The organism is Borrelia anserina Es, from assembly GCF_001936255.1.
GTDB classification, from domain to species: Bacteria; Spirochaetota; Spirochaetia; order Borreliales; family Borreliaceae; genus Borrelia; species Borrelia anserina.
Window position 1 is genome coordinate 604,883 of the sequence record NZ_CP013704.1, and the last position, 19,103, is coordinate 623,985.

At 28.4% G+C, this 19,103-nt stretch carries 14 protein-coding genes; 8 read left to right on the plus strand and 6 right to left on the minus strand.

All coding sequences use genetic code 11. The features are described 5' to 3' along the window. The first annotated feature begins 17 nt into the window (after positions 1 to 17). Positions 18 to 1,064 (plus strand): phosphate acetyltransferase, encoded by a 1,047-nt coding sequence (pta, locus tag N187_RS02905; protein ID WP_038443411.1) that lies wholly within the window; start codon positions 18 to 20, stop codon positions 1,062 to 1,064. Here the strand turns inward: pta and rsmA are convergent. Together rsmA and N187_RS02915 are read right to left on the minus strand one after the other, a co-directional pair. After that, on the minus strand, positions 1,035 to 1,892 hold the full coding sequence (gene rsmA, locus N187_RS02910) for a 16S rRNA (adenine(1518)-N(6)/adenine(1519)-N(6))-dimethyltransferase RsmA (protein ID WP_025419753.1): 858 nt from the start codon (positions 1,890 to 1,892) through the stop codon (positions 1,035 to 1,037). The two genes, pta and rsmA, sit on opposite strands and share 30 nt — an antisense overlap. A 9-nt stretch (positions 1,893 to 1,901) precedes the next feature. After that, complete coding sequence (locus tag N187_RS02915) at positions 1,902 to 3,176, minus strand: ComEC/Rec2 family competence protein (protein ID WP_025419754.1); 1,275 nt, start codon at positions 3,174 to 3,176, stop codon at positions 1,902 to 1,904. A 115-nt stretch (positions 3,177 to 3,291) separates the two neighbouring features. Between N187_RS02915 and N187_RS02920 the strand changes: the two genes are divergently transcribed. Beyond that, on the plus strand, positions 3,292 to 3,996 hold the full coding sequence (locus N187_RS02920; protein ID WP_075550325.1) for a CPBP family intramembrane glutamic endopeptidase: 705 nt from the start codon (positions 3,292 to 3,294) through the stop codon (positions 3,994 to 3,996). Between the two features lie 13 nt (positions 3,997 to 4,009). After that, the gene (locus N187_RS02925; RefSeq protein ID WP_025419755.1) at positions 4,010 to 5,941 is read left to right on the plus strand and encodes an AMP-dependent synthetase/ligase; all 1,932 of its coding nucleotides are present in this window, start codon (positions 4,010 to 4,012) and stop codon (positions 5,939 to 5,941) included. 29 nt (positions 5,942 to 5,970) lie between these two features. Here the strand turns inward: N187_RS02925 and argS are convergent, their stop codons facing one another. The 3 genes from argS to N187_RS02940 are packed head-to-tail and all read right to left on the minus strand — an operon-like array spanning position 5,971 to position 10,549. Then, positions 5,971 to 7,734: an arginine--tRNA ligase gene (gene argS / locus N187_RS02930; RefSeq protein WP_025419756.1), complete on the minus strand. Its 1,764-nt coding sequence runs from the start codon at positions 7,732 to 7,734 to the stop codon at positions 5,971 to 5,973. Beyond that, on the minus strand, positions 7,724 to 8,317 hold the full coding sequence (locus tag N187_RS02935; protein WP_025419757.1) for an Rnf-Nqr domain containing protein: 594 nt from the start codon (positions 8,315 to 8,317) through the stop codon (positions 7,724 to 7,726). The genes argS and N187_RS02935 overlap by 11 nt, the downstream gene beginning before the upstream one ends. A gap of 15 nt (positions 8,318 to 8,332) precedes the next feature. Further along, the gene (locus N187_RS02940; RefSeq protein ID WP_025419758.1) at positions 8,333 to 10,549 is read right to left on the minus strand and encodes a methyl-accepting chemotaxis protein; all 2,217 of its coding nucleotides are present in this window, start codon (positions 10,547 to 10,549) and stop codon (positions 8,333 to 8,335) included. 168 nt (positions 10,550 to 10,717) lie between these two features. On the opposite strand from N187_RS02940, the gene N187_RS02945 reads away from it, so the two are divergent. Then, positions 10,718 to 12,907, plus strand: a complete 2,190-nt coding sequence (locus N187_RS02945) for a methyl-accepting chemotaxis protein (protein WP_038443416.1) — start codon at positions 10,718 to 10,720, stop codon at positions 12,905 to 12,907. Between the two features lie 9 nt (positions 12,908 to 12,916). Here the strand turns inward: N187_RS02945 and murB are convergent, their stop codons facing one another. Further along, positions 12,917 to 13,834, minus strand: a complete 918-nt coding sequence (murB, locus tag N187_RS02950; RefSeq protein ID WP_025419759.1) for a UDP-N-acetylmuramate dehydrogenase — start codon at positions 13,832 to 13,834, stop codon at positions 12,917 to 12,919. 185 nt (positions 13,835 to 14,019) lie between these two features. Here murB and N187_RS02955 point away from each other — a divergent pair, with 185 nt between their 5' ends. The 4 genes from N187_RS02955 to N187_RS02970 are packed head-to-tail and all read left to right on the plus strand — an operon-like array spanning position 14,020 to position 19,049. Continuing rightward, positions 14,020 to 15,465 carry a cysteine--tRNA ligase gene (locus N187_RS02955; RefSeq protein WP_025419760.1) on the plus strand — a complete coding sequence of 482 codons (1,446 nt, stop codon included), beginning with the start codon at positions 14,020 to 14,022 and terminating at the stop codon, positions 15,463 to 15,465. 3 nt (positions 15,466 to 15,468) lie between these two features. Further along, a complete protein-coding gene (locus N187_RS02960; protein ID WP_075550326.1) occupies positions 15,469 to 17,031 on the plus strand; it encodes a DNA-binding protein in 1,563 nt (520 codons plus the stop codon). Further along, positions 17,021 to 18,274, plus strand: coding sequence for a serine hydroxymethyltransferase (gene glyA / locus N187_RS02965; protein WP_025419762.1), 1,254 nt, complete (start codon positions 17,021 to 17,023; stop codon positions 18,272 to 18,274). The genes N187_RS02960 and glyA overlap by 11 nt, the downstream gene beginning before the upstream one ends. Positions 18,275 to 18,299: 25 nt before the next feature. Further along, positions 18,300 to 19,049 carry a J domain-containing protein gene (locus tag N187_RS02970; RefSeq protein ID WP_025419763.1) on the plus strand — a complete coding sequence of 250 codons (750 nt, stop codon included), beginning with the start codon at positions 18,300 to 18,302 and terminating at the stop codon, positions 19,047 to 19,049. The last annotated feature ends 54 nt before the right edge of the window (positions 19,050 to 19,103 follow it).

Below are 19,103 nucleotides of genomic sequence, written 5' to 3' on the forward strand. Positions count from 1 at the left end.
ATAATATAGAGAATATTATGAAGTTTTTTAGTTTTAAAGATTATGTGTGTAGTAAAGCAAAAAAGGTTGTTATAGAAAAGGGAGATAAAGCTAGTGTAGTTTTTCCTGAAAGTACTGATATTAGGATTTTGAAAGCGACTGTTGATATTTTAAAGGAAAGCCTTGCAGGACTTGTGGTGCTTATTGGACGTAAAGATGAAGTTTTTAGAAGGCTAAAAGAACTTGTGGGTTTTAAAAGTAATATCTTAGAGATGATAAAAGTTATAGAGCCCGCTTCGTTTAAAGATTTGAGCAAATATTTAGATGAATATTTAAGTTTACGGTACAATAGAGAATTAACTCTGAAGAAAGCTAGAGAGGAGCTTTTAGATGAAATTGTTTTTTCTATGATGATGGTAAGGCTTGGTGAGGTTAAGACTTGTGTTTGTGGTGCATTAGCGTCTTCTGCTAAAGTTTTAAGGAGTGTGTTTAGAATACTTCCTAAACTTAACGAAACTAAATTTGTTTCTTCTTTTATGATTGTAGATACTGGAGATGTTCTGAATAGGTCTGAAGCTTGTTTTGGATATGGTGGGATTTTAATGTTTGCTGATTGTGCTGTAATAGTCAATCCTGATTCTCTTCAGCTTGCAGAAATTGCAATACAAAGTGCTAATTCATTCAAGAAGATTTTTGGTGCAGAGCCGAAATTAGCCCTTTTAAGCTTTTCTACAAAAGGGTCTGCTCATTCCGTGGAAGTTGAAAAAGTTAGAAGTGCATTGGAAATTGTTAAGAAGAAATGTGCGGATTTGCTTGTTGATGGTGAACTTCAAGCTGATGCGGCTTTAGTTAAAAGTGTTGCAGAGAAAAAGTGTAGTGATTCCTTGGTTGCTGGTGATGCAAATATACTTATTTTTCCTAGTTTGGAGTCTGGTAATATTGGGTATAAGCTTGTTGAGAGATTGGCCTTTGCTAAAACCTATGGACCTTTCTTGCAAGGACTTAAAAATCCTGTTAGTGATCTCTCAAGGGGTTGTTCTGTAGATGATATCGTATTAACAAGTGCTTTGATGGTTGGTAGTTAGTTTATTTGCAATTGTAATGAATTCTTTGACAGAAATTTCTTCAGGTCTTTTATCTAAAAATATTTTTAAGAAATCTTCTTCAAGAATGCTTGTATCTTTGATAAATTTGGTGATTGTATTTTTGAGTTTTTTTCTTCTACTTGTAAATACTGTTCTCACTAGTTTGTTGAATACTTTAAAATTTCTGATTGCTTCATTGCAAGGAATGAGTTTGATAGTTGTTGATTTTACTTTAGGAATTGGATAAAAATTTTTTTTATCAATATCCATTATTTTAATTACATTAAAGTGTGATTGAACTAACACTGTGAATGATGAATAATTTTTATTTCCCTCTTTTGCAAGTATTCTGTCTGCTAGTTCTTTTTGTACTGTAAATACCATTTGAGTTAATATTTTATTTTCAATAAGTACTGATATTACTTTTGATGCAATATTATAAGGTAAATTTGAAAATATTTTGTTAACATTGTGTTGTTCTTTTTTATATGTCTTTAAAAAATCGCCTTTTATTAGCTTAAAATTTTTGAATTGTTCAAATTGTTCATTTAAAATTTCTGAGTACTTAGGGTCAATTTCAAAAACCGTCAAAAAATTTGTTTTCTTAAGTAAGATTATTGTCATTGCTCCAAGGCCTGGTCCTATTTCCCAAATTATTTCATTTTCTTTAATTTCAAGCGCATCTACTATTTTCTCTCTTATATGTTCATTAATTAAGTAATTTTGTCCCCATATTTTTCTTGGAGCTATATTTTTGTTTTCAAGTACACATCTTATGCTGTTTGTACTGTTATAATTTATGTTCATAGATAGTAAAAATGATATCATATTGCGAAATTAGTGTGTCATGCTTTTGTTGTAATATTTTTTTTCTTGTTCTAGTTTATGGATTATATAAAATATCATTAGAATGCTTAAGATTAAAAATATTCCTATATTATGATTTTTAATTGATGGAAATTTGCTAAAGATAGTAGCTGTACCTTTTATTGTCTTAAATATGTAAGTGTTTATTAAGTCAAAGAATAAAAATAGATGTGTGTTGATTGCATAGCTTCCTAAACTTAGTATTGTTATTATTAAGAATACTAGCATTAAGGGAGTAACTATTAGGTTTGATAGTATTGAGATTGGCTGAAGATTAAGATTATTAGCATAAAGAACAGGAGCTGTTGAGACTTGAATCAAAAAGGTTGTGAAAATTGGAGATATGAGGCTATTTAAGTTATATCTTTGATTAATGGTAAGAGAGATTGATATTCCAAGTACCGCAAGATAGGATAACTTAAATCCTATTGAATTTAGTGTATGTGGTAAGATTATGGCATTTATGATGAAGCTAATTGATAATGTACTGAGTAAGTTAATTTTTCCATATGTTAATTTATAGATTATAAGCGTTTCTATCATTATAAATGCTCTTAGTGTAGATGGTGAAAAGCCTGTTAGTATTAGATAATTGAGTAGTATTGTGCTTAAGATTGAATATTTTAGTTTTTCATTTTTGATTATAAAAAGTAAATAGTAAAATATAAGGTAAATTAGGTAAAAGTGTAAGCCAGATACTATTAAGATATGTGATATACCTGCTTTTTGAAATAAGTGACTTTCATATCTTGTTATTTCTGATTTATTGTTTGTGAGAACTGTTTTTGAGAAGTAAGAATATTTGATGCTGGTTGATTTTAAAAACCGATTTATTAGTTTGTTATATTTTTCTTGGATCTTTACTAGTAGTGATCTTTTAATGAGTTGTATTTTATTATTTTGTATTTTGATGATATCTCCGACTTTATATTCATCTTCAATATTTTTAAAGATAAATTTATATTTTTGTCCAAATCCATCTATTGACTCAATTTTGGTGCTTGAATATTTTGTAAGATAGGTAATATTTGTTATTTGATAAAAATTATCTTCAAGTCTTTTGGAATTTAGAATAATTTCAAAGATAATTAGCATACTCATACTAATCATGAATGTGAGTGATAAGTGAGCATTTCTTTTTATTAGGAAAATTAACATTAAGATTAAGTTTAGATATATTGGGTTTAATCTTAAGTAATATCTTATTGATAGATTTAATGCACTTATAATGAACAATAAAATCACTTGAAATCTCTCTTTAAGAATTATATTTTAAAAATATCAAAAATATATCAAATTGTTTTAGAGCTTAATTATTGTAGAGTTTGACAATCTTATGTTTATGTATCTATAATTTATTATGATATTAAACAAGTATCCTTCAAAATCTGCTTATTTAGAGATTGTATTATGTTATTTTATAGTTACTCGTATCTCTCCTTTTGATGATATTGATGTTGATCTTTGGAATTTTAGTAAAAATCACTATTATTATTGGTTATACAGTGTTTTTTTAATTTTTTTCATTGTACATTTTTCTAAGTTAACGAGTTCTTATGATTTTAGAAGTGAGTTTTTTATACCTGAATTTAAGCTCATTTTTATTTGGCAAGCATTTTTAATTTTTGTTAAGTTGCTTATTTGTGTTTTTCTTCTATTAAGTATTGTTTATTTATGTCTTTTATGCTTTTTCCCAAGATTATTGCAATTGTGGGTTGAATCAGATGGAGTTGGTTTTAGATGGAATATAGGTACTAAACAATCGCTTTATTTAATGGCTATTACTTCTCTTTTTACAGGAGGAATCGAAGAATTGTTTTACAGGGCTTTTATTATTACTAAACTTAAGCAGGTAGGAATTTCTTCGTTGATTGCAGCCATTATTAGTAGTAGTATTTTTGCTTATGGGCATTTTTATTATGGATTTATTGGGTTTTTTGTTGCATTAATTTTTGGGGGATTTTTAGCTTGTATATATTTAATATATAAAAATATCTATTATTCAATTTTTGTTCATAGTTTTTATAATATCTTTGTTAGTGTTTTACTCTTTTTGTTAGATTAGTTAAGGAGGATTTATGCTAGATACTATACCTAAGCGTTTCAAGGAAGTTGCGGGATTTTATGGTGATCTTGATATCTTTATTTATAGAGAGAATGAGTCTAAAGATTTTAAGAGACAGGTATACTCTGATTTTTGGAATGAAGTTAAGAGTATTGGGTCTGGTCTTTTGCATTATTGTATTAAGAAAGGCGATAGAGTAGCTCTTATTTCTGATTCAAGAAGAGAGTGGATCATTATTGATATTGCTGTTATGAGCTTAGGGTGTATTGATGTTCCAAGAGGTAATGATTCGTCTGAGGATGAGTTATCTTATATTATTAATCATTCTGAGTCTAGTTTTGTCTTTGTGGAAAATGCTAAACAGCTTCAAAAAATCCTTTCTAAGAAACATGATCTTAAATTTGTTAAATATGTCATCATTATTGATGATGATAAACTTTATGAAGATAAATTGGGAAGTATCACAATAATTTCTTATAAAAAGTTGTTAAGTTTGGGGTATGATTATTTAAAAGATAATCCTAAAATGTTTGATTCTGAGCTTGAAAAGGTTTCTGGAAAAGATATTGCTACTATAATATATACTTCAGGGACAACAGGATTGCCAAAAGGTGTTGTGCTGCGTCATGAATCTTTTATTTTTCAACTAGATAGGATTTATGATTACTTGCCAACACTTGAACCAGGCAAAATAATGATATCTGTTCTTCCTCTTTGGCATTCATTTGAGAGAACTTGTGAATATATAGTTGCTCTTAGTGGTATATCAGTTGCTTATTCAAAGCCTATTGGGCCCATCTTACTTAAAGATTTTGCAGCTTTAAATCCCCATGCAATTATTTCTGTTCCGAGAATTTGGGAGGGAATAAGGTTGGGTATTATTAAGAAGGTATCAGAGTCCTTTTTAAAGAGGTTTTTATTTGATATTTTCTTAAAAGTGGGAATTATTTATGCAAAACTTAAGGAAAAATTTTTAGGACTTGTTCCTGTTTATAGAAAATCAAATTTTTTATTTTTATTTTTTATGAAGCTTATTTTTCTTACTGGATTGATTTTGATTGCACCTTTTAAATTTTTAGGGTATGTTTTAGTTTTTAGAAAGATCAAGAAGGCACTTGGAAAACGATTTGAATTTGGTGTTTCTGGCGGTGGAGCTTTGGTAGAGTATGTTGATTATTTTTTCAAATCTATAGGTATTGTGGTTCTTGAAGGTTATGGTCTTACGGAAACGGGACCCGTTTTAAGTGTAAGGCGTCTTAAGAGTCCTGTTGCAAATACTGTTGGGCCTTTGTTACCAGATATTGAGTATAAAGTGGTTGATAATTACGGTAATTCTTTATCTCCTGGTGAAAAGGGTGAACTTTGGGTAAGATCACCTCAAGTTATGAGTGGTTATTTTAAAGATGAAGCGATGACAAGGGAAGTTTTAACAAGAGATGGTTGGTTTAAGACGGGTGATTTAGTTTGTGTAACAATTAATAGTGAAATTTCAATTGTTGGAAGAATTAAAGATACGATTGTGTTGAGAGGTGGAGAAAATATTGAACCTGAACCCATTGAGAGAGCTTTATCAAAATCTTTATTTATTGAGAATGTTTTGATTGTCGGTCAGGATCAAAAATTTTTGGGAGCCATTATTGTACCTAATTTTGAAGTCCTTGAAAAGTGGGCCATTGCTAATGGAATAGTATTTTCTTGTCATGATGATTTATTATCTAATGAATCTGTTAACAAACTTTATTCCAAATATATTTCAGATCTAATTAGTCCTAAATCTGGGTTTAAGAGCTTTGAGCGAATTGCTGGATTTGTTTTACTAAAAGATTCTTTTGTTATTGGTGAGGAACTTACTAATACTCTTAAGCTTAAGAGGCATTATATATTTGAAAAATATCATAAAAAGATAATGTCAATATTTAATAAGGATGAGTGTGAATTATTATAATATAGGTTTGAAATTTACATTTCTTAGGGTTACATCTTTTTTATGTAGGGAATGTTAAGTAAATGCATGCAGTTTTTTATTGTTTGTAGAACTGCTTTTGCTAGAGCTATTCTTGAGTTTGTGAGCTCAGGGTTTTTATCAATTATTTTTGTGCTTTGGTAGTATGTACTGAAACTTTTTGCAAGTGAGTAAGAATAGCTTGTTATTACTGAGGGATTACGTTCTTTTGAAGCTTTAGTTATATGTTCTTCAAATTCAGAGATAATCTTAATTATTTCCCATTCGTTTTCATTTACTAGGAGATCAAAATTAATATTTTCATTATATTTTTCATGAGATGAGTTTAATTCATTATATTTTTCAAGTATGCTATTAATTCTTGCTCCTACATATTGAATGTATGGACCTGAGTTTCCAGTAAATGATAAACTTTCTTCTTTGTTAAACAGTATATCTTTGTATATTGCTGTTTTGAGTAGATAATAATGAATAGCTCCTAGTGATATATTTAATGCTATTTGTCTAGAGTCTTTCTCGTTTGAGTTTCTCTTTTGTATTTCTAGTATAGTTGATTCAGTTAGATCATAAATTAGATTGTCAGCATCGATTACATTGCCTTCTCTTGATTTCATTTTACCTTCAGGTAAATTTACCATTCCATATGATAGGTGAACTAGATTATTTTCTTTTGTGATTCTTAGTTTATCTGCAATGTAAAACAAAGTTTTAAAATGGTTAATTTGTTCACTTCCAACTACGTAAATCATCTCATCAAAATCAAATTCATTCTTTCTAGTTACTATATTGCCTAAATCTTGGGTTAAATAAATGGATGTACCATTAGCTCTCAGGAGTACTTTCTGTTTAAATGTTTGCTCGTCCTTTTCTTTTTTTTCTGTGGGTATATTGATACATATTGCTCCGTCTTTTCTTCTATAGCATAAACCTTCTTCTAATCCTTTAAGTATGATTTCTCGTCCGATCTTGAATATTTCACTTTCAAGATAAATTTTGTCAAATGTAATATTTGTGAGCTTGTAAGTTTCTTTGATTCCTTCAATTGCCCATTTATTTAGTTTGTTCCAAAGTTGAATAGTTTCTTCATGTCCTTTTTCCCATTTGCATAGCAATTGTTGTATTTCGTTCTCTGCCATTTCATTATCTTTAGCATATTTGTTGTATTGTACGTAAAAATCTCCGATTAGATGATCTCCCTTTTTTGAGGAGAGTTCGGGAGTTGTATTATTGCCAAATTTTTTGTAAGCAAGCATGGATTTGCAGATATGTGTTCCTCTATCGTTTATCAAATTTATTTTTGTTACCTGACCACCAGAAGCTTTTAGTATTCTTGATAAACTTTCTCCTATAATGTCGTTTCTAAGATGCCCTACATGTAATGGTTTGTTTGTGTTTGGTGAGGAAAACTCTATTATTATCTTTTTGTCTTTAAGTAGATTATTTGTTCCATATTTTTCTTTCTGTTCATTGACTTTATTTATTGTATCTTTAACATATTCTTTTCTGTTAAATTTTATATTTAAGTAAGGTCCTATTGAGTTAGTTGTGTATTGCTTTCCAATCTGTTTAATGATCTCTTTAGTAATTACTGATGTACTGAGTTTTAAGATTTTACTAAATTCAAATATTAGTATTGATAAATCACCCATCTCACTTTTTGGAGGTTTTTGCATAATTATATTTATTTTTTCTAGTTTAATGTCTTTTCTTAATGCAAGTTCCTTTATTATCTTACTAATTTTGTCTTCTAAATCTTTTTTTATTTTATTGATCATTCTTTTTCCCCTTAATATTAATTAATATATTAATTAGCAAGAAGGCTAAGGATGCTACTAGGAAGACATTTGAGCTATAAGCTGGTGTTTTGATTATATTGCTATCTTTAATTATTGATAATTTAATATTGAAAAATTGTAAGCTCCCAGTATTGAGTATTTCTCTAAATAGTGAAATTACTATGCTTAGTGATATGAATATTATTATTGGTGATTTGGAGTCGTTCAATATGCTTAATGAGTCTTTTGAATTTTTAAAAGGTTCATTTTTGTTAAATGAGATTATTATAACTGTTAAAATAGGGATTGAAAATCTTAAGTTTTCATAAAGGATGGGAGTTACATAGTACATGAATAGGTCAGTTAAACTTACAAAAATTCCTATTATGAATAAGTAAATTCCTAGTATTTGATTTCTTAATCTTATTTGTTTAATAATTATTGCTGGAAGTAAAATGCAAAGTGAAATCCAAATCGATATCATGGTTCCTTCTAAGAAATTTTTTGTATAGGCAAAGATTGGAAAGAGCATTAAGGGGGTTTTTAAATATTTGTCTGTAATATAAAAAGTTTTATGATTCATAAGATTTACCTTTATTTATTTTGTTTTAAATTGATTTGTATCTGTGTTAATTGCTTTGATATGACTTGAGTTTGTTGTTCCAAAAGTTTTAATGCTCTCAATTGCTTCTATTAATTTTTTGATTTCTTCTTTTAATCCTCTCATTGAATTTGAAACTGTCATGTTAATTTCTTCTAAAACAGAAACTGTTTTGATTATTTCTTTATTTCCTCTAAACATTTCATTTGAACCTATTTTTACCTCATATGTTATTTCTCTCATTGTGTTTAAGGCTTTTAGAATTTCTTGGCTACCAATTGATTGTTCTTGCATAGTATGATTTATTTCTTCTATAACTTGAACTACGAGGTTAATTGAGTTAAATATCTGATTGAAAGCTTTATTTGTTAATTCTGATGTTTTTACTGTTTGATTGATTGAATCCATTATTTCATTTATTGATGCTGCTACTGACTCAGATTGTGAAGTAACTTGCTCTGCAAGGTCTTTAATCTCTTCTGCAACAATTGCAAAACCTTTGCCAGCTTCTCCAGCATGAGATGCTTCGATAGCAGCATTCATTGATAGTAAGTTGGTTTGGCTGGCAATAGATGATATTAATGCATTAGCTTCTTGAAGTCTTGTTGAATTTTTGTAAATATCTTTAATTTGCATGATAATTTCTTCTTGCTTTTTTCTACCATCATCGGAAAATATTTTAAGTTCTTCTGTGCTTTTTGCAGCTTTTTGTGTTATTTCTGTAACTGATTGTATGCTTCCTATCATTTCTTCAATAGCTGAGGACGATTCTTCAACGCTTGCAGCTTGTGTTTCAATTGAATTGTCAAGTGATGCGATATTTTTAGATAAACTTTCTATTGTGTGTGTTGTATTTGAAATAAACTCAACTTGTTTTTCTATTTCTTCTTGTGTTTTTTCTATGTACTTGTTTGAGTTTGTTATTGTATCGTAGGCTTTGTTTATTTCATTAAAGAGCAAATCACCGTTATCTTTTAATAATTTTACTCTGCCTTGTAGTGAGTTTATTACATTTTTTAAGTTTTCAATGAAATGTCCGAAATGATTTATTGTAGCACTTATTGAGTCTTGTCCTTTTGATACAATCTTGATTGTTAAATCACCTTCTTTTACTTTTGGGATGATATTATTAAGTTTTTCTATTTTTGATATGATTAATTTTTTAATTGTAATTATCATTATCAATATAAATAATATTATGAATAATGTTATTATTGATATTGACATTACTTTGATACTTTTAAGTTCATTTGAAAATATGTGGTTATGGTTCATTTTTATCGCTAAATACCAAGGTGAAGATGTAATTCTTGTTATGGATATTATGTTGTTATTGTAGTTGGTACTATAATTGTTTTTTCTTTTAGCTATTGCATTTAATACGAGAGTTGTCATTTTTGAGTTATATTCAAGTAAGCTATTTATTGATAATTTTATAGGTTTGAGTGTTTCTTCATCTTGTTCACCAAAAATATCTCCTTTATTGTTGATTGCGTATATTCTGAAGTAGTGAGAACTTTTATGTTTATTTCCCTTGTCTAATAAGGACCTCTCCATAAGCATAAATATATTGTTTCTTAGTTGTCTTATCTGTTCTAATATATCTACATAGAAAACAATATATCCATCATGATTTATGATCATTTCTTTTTCTAACTTTGTGTTTTCATTACTTGTAGGGTATATATCATTTTGCTTTTGTTGAGGAACCTTGTAAAGCATTGGTATATAGGATTTATTATTTATCGTTGTGAAATCTTGATTTAGTGTAAGTGTATTGTAATTATCTGTGTTATTGCCTGTTTTCATTTCTTGTAAGTTTATGTATGTGTTTAGTCTGTTCTCATCACTTGAATGCAATATTTTGCCGTTTTTGTTTATGTATTCTATTATTTTTATGTAGGATGGAAATAAGCTTAACTGGTCAGTAGATATTACGTTTGGTAAACGATCACTTTTTTGTGTGTTTAAGTTTTGGTTATATTGTTTAATAAAGTTATCAATAGCAATTAACATATTTCTTGTGTCTCTAGAAAAACTTTTGATCATGATATTATTGACGAATTTTGTTAAGCTTTGAAGTTCTTTTGTTATTATTTTTCTATATCCATGATCTAATAGTAGAAAAATGGTCATAGCAATAATTATTGTATAGATCACAATAACAAAATTAAACTTATAAAAAAGGGTGGAACTGGAATGATTTCTTTTCACTTGAAACCTCACAAAACTTTTTTCAAAATATCATAATTAACTAGTATTATATATGTAATATATATATTATATACATATATTGATATAATCAATATATGTATATAATATATACTTTGACATAGCTTGAAACTTTATTTTTATGGCTTTAATTATTGGAGAAATTTTTTTATGAATGAGGCTTTGGTTAATTTTAAATTAAGGAATATGAGCTTTTTTCTTTACATTATACTTTTTATTTTTATTTGCTTTGGTTTATTGTTTTTAGGTCAAGCTTATTTAGACTATAAAAATAGGTATTTGGAGCGTGTTGAGTCTGATTTTAAGTTGTTTTCAAATAATTTAGCTTTTCGGATTAAAAATAAGTATGATGGTGCTGTTGGGGTTTTAAAAAATCTTATTAAAAGTGATAAGGTGTTAAATGTCTTACATAATGTTTCGAGCAATTTTATTGCAAGTGTTGACTCGAGTTTCCTAGATTTAGATACAAGTATTGCTTTATTTTTAAGTTCTAAGGGATTTGGTGAGGTAAGCAGAGTTTTGCAGCATATACCCCTTGAAGAGAATTCTTTAGAAGGGATTTTTTACATTCCTGTTGGGCAAAATGTTTTGATTTCAAATAAAAACTTTTCATTCTTGGGTATAAATAAAATTATTGAAGATCCTATTTACTTTGTTCCTGCGGAGAATCGAGTTGTGTATTATTCAACTTATAAGAGAGTAAAAGATAGGCTATATTCTGCTGTAAGTATGCCGGTTATGAATAATAGTTCTGACATGTTGGGTGTAATCTGTTTTTTTGTTTGTTTTGATGATTTGTTTGTTGATATTGCAAATCAATTTAATTCTTATCTTAAGTTCATCAATGAAAAGTATGAGTTTTTTATGATTGATAGGGAGTTTAATCCTTTATTATTAAGTCTTGATGATTTAAATATTAGTAATTTTACGGAAAACTATACAAGTAGTGTTTTAAGTAAAGTTATAGATCGTGTTAAGGATAATCCCAATATTTCCAAAAGTATTTTAGAACATAATAAGAAGTCTTATGTTCTAAATACTGCTCAAATTGATGGAGGTGAGATTCAAGGTATTATTTTAAATATGGATTATCTTCCCCTTAGATTTCAATCAAATGCAATATTTTTCTTAGGGTTTATATTGTCTGCTTATCTGATTACGTTTTATCTTTATAGTGGATTTATTTTACCCTTTGTTAGAGATTTTAGGATGTTTCTTAAGCATAAAAAGGACAAAGAGGATATTTTAAATTTTGATACTACGTTAGAGGTTCAGTATAAATCTTTTATTTTTTCTTATATTAGTGCTGAGTTTGATGTTCTTTTTTCAAAGACTATTAATGTTCTTAATAGTCTTAAAGGTTATGCACAGGAATTTAGTAAATATTTAAGTGAGATGAGTATACCTGTAGAGAATATAGATAGGGTGCATAATAGTCTTGCTGTTTATGATAGAATAGGAGATGCTTTTTCTAAGTTTGAGAAAGCAATTATGAATATTTTAAAAGATTTTGAGTCGATATCTATTCCAATTAGTGAGCATAATAAAAATATATTGGATATTGCTACTAAATTTGCAGACAATGCTAATGCTTTTTATGCAATAGATAAGAATTTAGAGGTTTTTAATAAAGTTGTTGCATCAAATTCTACAAGTATTGACAGTGTTAAGAATAAGGTTTTTGCGTTGAATTCTGTTTTTGAGAGTGTTAATAAGAATTTTTCTGAGCTTTTATCTCAAACTAATAATCTTCAGAGTGCGAATAAGCTTTTAGTGTTAATATCGGCTCAGACTAATATGCTTGCAATGAATGCAGCCATTGAGGCAGTCAAGGCTGGAGATGCTGGTAAAAGTTTTGCTGTTGTTGCAGAGGAGATTAGGAAACTTGCCATTAATTCTGGCAAATATTCTACGGTTATTAAGGATGAGCTCAAAATGATTAATAATGTCATTTCAGTTGTAAGTTCAGAGATTAATGCTGTTTATAAGGATTTTATTAATATCCAGGATGATATTAATGATAATTATGTGCAGAATGAGAGAATTAATATTATTCTTGCTAAGCATGTAAAAGAAATTGAGGAATTTAAAGACAAGTATTTGTCTCATGATATTAAGATTAAGGATGCTAAGAACATGTGCAAGGAGATATTTAATAGTTACTTTGTTATAAGTGGGAAGTTTAAGAATTTAAATAATGATCTGGGTGAATTTGAGGTTTCTAAGATAAGTTTGGATGCCTTAGAGCCTTTGCGGGAATATATATCTTTGGTTGATGAGTGTAGAGAAAAAGTTGTTAGTATGAAAGATATTGTTGAAAAGATTAATGATGAATTTTGAGATATATTATTAATTTCTGTCATGAAATCCAATATAGAGCACTTCTTCTTCAAGTAAAAAACCTGTTTTTTTTTGAACTTCAGTTTTTACTTTCTCAATTAGGGTTTTAATATCTTTTGAGGTAGCATTATTATTATTTATAATAAAATTGCCGTGGTAGGCTGATACTTCTGCCCCTCCAATTTTTAGTCCTTTTAGATTGCATTCTTCGATTATTTGCCCAGTAGGTTTTAAAAAGTTTTTATTATTTTTAAAAGTGCTTCCACTACTTGGAAAGAGGTAGTGTCCTTTATCTATTCTATTTTGTTTATTATTTTTCATAGTTTCTTTAATATGTTTTTTATTTCCCTTCGTCAAATTTAGGGTTGCTTTTAGTATTATAGTGTTTTTATTCTGAAATGGGGAAATTTTATATGAGAATTCGTTTATTTCAAATTTTTTACAAATAGTTTTTCCATTTTCATCTACAAAAACGATTTGATCTAATATTTCAGAGATTTCGTTTCCAAAACATCTAGCGTTCATCCAAACTGCTCCCCCAAGTGTTCCAGGGAGTCCGTATATAAATTCCAATCCACTTAATTCATTTTGTAATGCAAAGTTACATAGGTCTTCAAAATTAGTTCCGCATTCAGCAGTAATTTGGTTACCTTGAAGTTCAATTTTATTTAAGTGTCCGGTGTATATTATGGGGAAATCAATTTCTTTCTCATCATTGATTAGCAGATTGGAGCCTCCTCCTAAAATAAATATTTTAACTTTTTCTTTTATTGCTGTTTTAAATATAAGTTCTGTGTCTTTAAGTGTTTTAGGGGCTAAGAATAATTTTGAGAGTCCTCCTATTTTATAGGTTGTATATTTTGCGAGATTTTCTGTTTTAGTTTTAATATTAATTTTTTTAAGAAAATTATTTATGTTGTTAGGCATGTTTTTAAATTTTATATTGGATGATTACTTTTTTCAAATTTGAGGTAGAGTTTCAGAGGTTTATGTAGATTTAATTATTATTGAATTTGTCAAATTGTTTTAAATATACTAAACTTGTATAATAAGCTATATAGAGATTATTATGATATTTTTGATCTCTAGAAGTAATTTTTTTCACGGGATTTATGCTTCTTAAATTATATAATACTAAAACAAAGAGTTTATGTGAAGTAAAGAAACAGATTGATACTAAGGTATATGCTTGTGGTCCTACTGTTTATAATTATGCTCATGTGGGCAATCTTAGGACATATATTTTTGAAGATATCCTTATTAAATCTTTAAGGCTGTTAAAATATAATGTTAATTATGCAATGAATATTACTGATATTGGTCATTTAACAGGCGATTTTGATGAGGGTGAAGACAAGATGGTTAAAGCTGCAAGGGAGAGAGGACTTACTGTTTATGAGATTAGTAGGTTTTTTACAGAAGTTTTTTTTCGTGATTGTGAAAAGTTAAATATTGTTCGTCCTGACAAGGTGCTTATTGCGAGTGAATATATTGATAGCATGATAAAGGTGGTTAAGATTCTTGAGCAAAATGGCTTTACTTATTTTGTTAATGGTAATGTTTATTTTGATACTTTTCGTTTTAAGAATTATGGGCAAATGGCTGGCATTAATTTAGATAATTCTGGATGTTTTGCAGTTTCCAGAGTTGAGGTAGATCCATCAAAAAAGAATAAATCAGATTTTGTTTTGTGGTTTACAAATTCAAAATTTAAGAATCAAGAGATGAAATGGGATTCGCCTTGGGGATTTGGTTATCCAAGTTGGCATTTAGAATGTGCAGCAATGAATTTAGATTATTTTAAAAGCAACCTTGATATCCATTTGGGGGGGGTTGATCATATTGGTGTTCATCATATAAATGAAATAGCAATAGCGGAATGTTATTTAAATAAAATGTGGTGTGAGATGTTTGTTCACGGTGAGTTTTTGATTATGGAAGATGAAAAAATGTCTAAATCAAATAATAACTTTGTTACCATTAAAGATTTAGAAGTTAGTGGATTTTCGCCTTTAGATTTTAGATATTTTTGTTTAACTGCACATTACAGAAATCAACTTAAGTTTACCTTTAATAATCTGACATCTTGCAGGATTGCTAGAGAAAACATGCTTAAGAAATTGATCTCTCTTTATTCTTCATTAAATCAATCTGACATAGCATTACTTAGTGAGATTTATGAAGATGTTGAGTGTGATTTGGAAAATGAATATTATGATAGTTTTTTGGAGAAAATAGCTTTTGATTTAAATATTCCTCAGGTATTAGCCTTGCTATGGGATGTTATTAGGGATGACAATTTGAATGCTCTTTTAAAGCTTAAACTTGCATTTAGGTTTGATGTAATTTTATCTCTTGGTTTAAAGGAAGAAGTTCTTAGAGATATTGAGAGGGATATAATTAATATTGATGATACTATGAATGCTTTGCTGGAAGAGAGACGACTTGCTAAGTTAAGAAAAGATTTCGATCGTGCTGATGAGATTAGGGAATATTTTTATTCTAAGGGTTTTGTATTAATTGATACTCGAGAAGGAACTAAGGTTAAAAGAGGATAGTTTTTGGCAGTATTTTTAAAAAGTCAATATTTTATTTTATGTTTAGTTTTTTCGATTTTTTTGATTTTGTTTATTTTTTCTGGATTTTTGTTTTATTTAAAGCCTGTAATTTATGAAATATCACCAATGCCTGCTTCTCATGAAAATGTAATTGTGATTAAAGGACGTAATTTAGGTAATAAAATTGGAGGGATTAATATCAATGATCATTATTTAATGAAAAGTAGTGTTATTAGCTGGAGTAATGAAAGGGTAGCTTTCAGGATTACAGATGAGATCAATTCTGGCCTTATTTTTATAAAGAGCGATAAGGGAATTAGTAATGAACTTTTTTTTGTAATTAGTAGACAAGTACCAATTAGGGTTGAGGAAAAAAACAAGCCTTTTCTTTTTGCTGATCAGAGTTTGAGTTTAATGACAAATGTTCCTGTGACATTAAGAGGCAGAAATTTATTATCAGATTCTGATGTTGTTGAAGTATTTATTCAGACCAAACATGAACTTTATAAAGTCCTTTCTAAAGATGTATTTATATTGAGTGGAGAAGAAATAAGATTTTTACCTCCAAAGACTTTACATATTGATGGTGAAATTTTTTTGCTGGTTGACGGAATTGAGAGTAATAAAATTCCTTTTAATTTTAATACAAATTTTTTTAGGTGGAATTTAAGGAAAACTCAAAATTTTAAAATATCTCACGAAATTTACTTTGTTCAGTCTCGCAGTAAAGATTTTAGTTTGACATCAGATGACATTAATTTTAATATTTTTTATTTAGCTCCAATTGAAAATGAAAGACAAAAAATTAAGTTTTCAGATAATAATGGAACTGTATTGAATGTAGATAATTTGTTTTTTAAAAGTTTAAAATTAGATACATATCGTTTAAAATTTGAAGTTGAGACTTGTAGATTAGACTTAGATATTTTTGATAGAAAAGCTTTGGAGCGTATTAAAGTAAATACAGATAGTGATACGTATGAATTTAAAACTTATGTTTTAAATAAGAGAAATAGTTATTTGTCTTATGATTCACTTGATTTAAGTCCTATTAATTTGAATATAAACAAACTAAACAGTGGTGATTCAACTTATAAATTGGCAAAATCTATTGTTGATGCTTTAGTTTTGTATTTTACGGTTATAGATAATGATTTGACTTTGGATGAATCTATTGAGATGAGAAAAATTTCGCCTGATAATTTGATTTTACTTACGAATTTATTGTTCTTACGTAACAATATACCTTTAAGAAATGCGGTTGGATTTTATTTTGATTCTAATTCTTCGAGTCTTAAAGAACATACTTGGTGTGAATTTTTTTTAGAGAAGGTTGGGTTTATTTATTTTGATATAGTAAATGCAGTATTATTTAAGGATAGTTCTAATTATTTTTTGAATATGTCTGAAGATTATATTCATTATGGCTATAAGGAAGATTATGAGAATGACTTATTATTTAATGAGTATTTAGACTTGAGAATGTTTAAGTATAAAAGCTTGACAAATAGTAATTATTCTCTAAATTATAGAGTTATTTTGGAGGGCCATATTGATGGTAGATAGAATTGTATTTGATTTAATTGAAAAGGAATTTAAAAGGGAAAGAGATAATATTGAGTTAATTGCTTCAGAAAATTTTGTTTCAGAAGGTGTAAGACAGGCTGTTGGGAGTATTTTGACTAATAAATATGCTGAAGGTTATCCTTCAAAGAGGTATTATGGTGGGTGCTTTGTTGTTGATGATATTGAGAGTTTAGCTATATCACGGGCGAAAGAGCTTTTTGGTGCAAGTTATGCTAATGTTCAACCTCATAGTGGGTCTCAAGCTAATATGTCTGCTATCATGGCACTTATTAAGCCTGGAGATAGAATTCTTGGAATGGAGTTATCACATGGTGGTCATTTGACTCATGGTAGTAAGGTTAGTTTTTCTGGGATGTTTTTTGATGCATATTCTTATGGAGTGTCAAAGGAATCCGAGATGATTGATTATGACGATATTATGAGAATAGCTAAGAAATGTAGGCCCAATTTAATAATCGCTGGTGCTTCTTCTTATTCAAGGGAAATTGATTTTAAAAAATTTCGTGAGATAGCGGATGAAGTGTCGGCTTATCTTTTGTGTGATGTTGCCCATACGGCGGGTCTTATTGTTACAGGTTTTCATAATTCTCCAATTGATGTTGCACATTTGACTACAAGTACTACTCATAAGACTTTAAGAGGTCCTAGAGGAGGATTGATTCTTGCAGGTAAAGAATCTCGTATGATAATTAATTGTAATAATAAAGAGAGAACTCTTGAAGATGCTGTTAATTCTTGTGTTTTCCCAGGAACTCAGGGTGGGCCTTTAATGCATGTTATTGCAGGAAAAGCAGTTGCTTTTAGGGAAGCCTTGATGGATGACTTTAAAGATTATATTTCTAGAGTCATAAGTAATACTAAAGCTATGGCTGAGTGTTTTATTTTAGAAGGTTTTAGAATAGTTAGTGGTGGAACTGATAATCATTTATTTTTAGTTGATCTTAGTATTTTGGATATTACAGGAGTTGATGCTGAGAAAATTCTTGAAAGTGTAAATATTACTCTTAATAAGAATACAATTCCTTTTGATTCAAGAAATCCTTCTGTGGCATCTGGTATTCGAATTGGAGCTGCTGCTATTACTTCGAGAGGTTTAAATAGAGATGATTCTGTTAGGGTTGCTTATTTTATTATTAGAGCTTTGAAGACTAAATCTAATGATGAGCTTAAAAAAATAAAAAGAGAAGTTATAGAATTTATTAGTAGTTTTAATATGCCTTAATTTTGATTTACGGATATTTGTTTAGATGTCTAATTTGTTTCAAATTTTCTTTTTATTATTACCATTTATTTTAATTTTTAGTCCCTTTTTTTTAAGTTTGTTCTTCATATTTTTTATTTTTTTCATGATCTCCAGCATTTTAGGTGGATTTAGAATATATGCTACGAGAGATTACTCTTATGCTAGATCAAGAGAATTTGAATTTTATAGATTATCTTTTTTACTAATGGCCAAGTTGATTTCTATTTTGGGGTCAATGACTGGTGAGCAGTTAAATTATATTAGTTTTATAGTTAGTTCTTTGAATTTATCTGAGAGACAGAAGACAGAACTTTATAATATATTTCATTTTTCTGTTACGCAGAATAGGAATGCAGACAAAATATTATATACGTTAAAACTTGGATACTTCCAGCATAAAGATCTTTTTGTGTGGCTTGTTTCAGTTCTTAAGGAGATTAATAATTTAGCTAGATATGGAAACTTGGAAGGGGATAAATTTATTCGATATGTTAGTTCATTTCTTGAGCTTGATTTTGAGAATCAACATGCTTACAAAAATATTAATATAGAGATTATTAATCCTTATGAGATATTAGGTTTGAAATATAATGCTAGTGATGACGATATAAAGAAGGCTTATAAAAAGTTAGTTATACAATATCATCCGGATAGGTTTGCAAATGAACCTATGAAACAAAGAGAAGCTAATGAAAAATTTATTAAGATTCAAGATGCTTATGAAAAGATATGTAAAGAGCGAAATTTAAAATAGCAGTGTTACTTTCCTATGATTTATTATTTGAAATAAATTTTATGGATTGTTTAA

Bases quoted from the DNA above. Each gene is read 5' to 3' on its own strand.
- argS (WP_025419756.1), bottom strand. From the start codon at position 7,734: ATGATCAATAAAATAAAAAAAGATTTAGAAGACAAAATTAGTAAGATA.
- N187_RS02920 (WP_075550325.1), top strand. From the start codon at position 3,292: ATGATATTAAACAAGTATCCTTCAAAATCTGCTTATTTAGAGATTGTA.
- pta (WP_038443411.1), top strand. From the start codon at position 18: ATGAAGTTTTTTAGTTTTAAAGATTATGTGTGTAGTAAAGCAAAAAAG.
- N187_RS02955 (WP_025419760.1), top strand. From the start codon at position 14,020: ATGCTTCTTAAATTATATAATACTAAAACAAAGAGTTTATGTGAAGTA.
- N187_RS02970 (WP_025419763.1), top strand. From the start codon at position 18,300: ATGTCTAATTTGTTTCAAATTTTCTTTTTATTATTACCATTTATTTTA.
- glyA (WP_025419762.1), top strand. From the start codon at position 17,021: ATGGTAGATAGAATTGTATTTGATTTAATTGAAAAGGAATTTAAAAGG.
- N187_RS02945 (WP_038443416.1), top strand. From the start codon at position 10,718: ATGAATGAGGCTTTGGTTAATTTTAAATTAAGGAATATGAGCTTTTTT.
- N187_RS02935 (WP_025419757.1), bottom strand. From the start codon at position 8,317: ATGAATCATAAAACTTTTTATATTACAGACAAATATTTAAAAACCCCC.
- murB (WP_025419759.1), bottom strand. From the start codon at position 13,834: ATGCCTAACAACATAAATAATTTTCTTAAAAAAATTAATATTAAAACT.
- N187_RS02925 (WP_025419755.1), top strand. From the start codon at position 4,010: ATGCTAGATACTATACCTAAGCGTTTCAAGGAAGTTGCGGGATTTTAT.
- rsmA (WP_025419753.1), bottom strand. From the start codon at position 1,892: ATGATATCATTTTTACTATCTATGAACATAAATTATAACAGTACAAAC.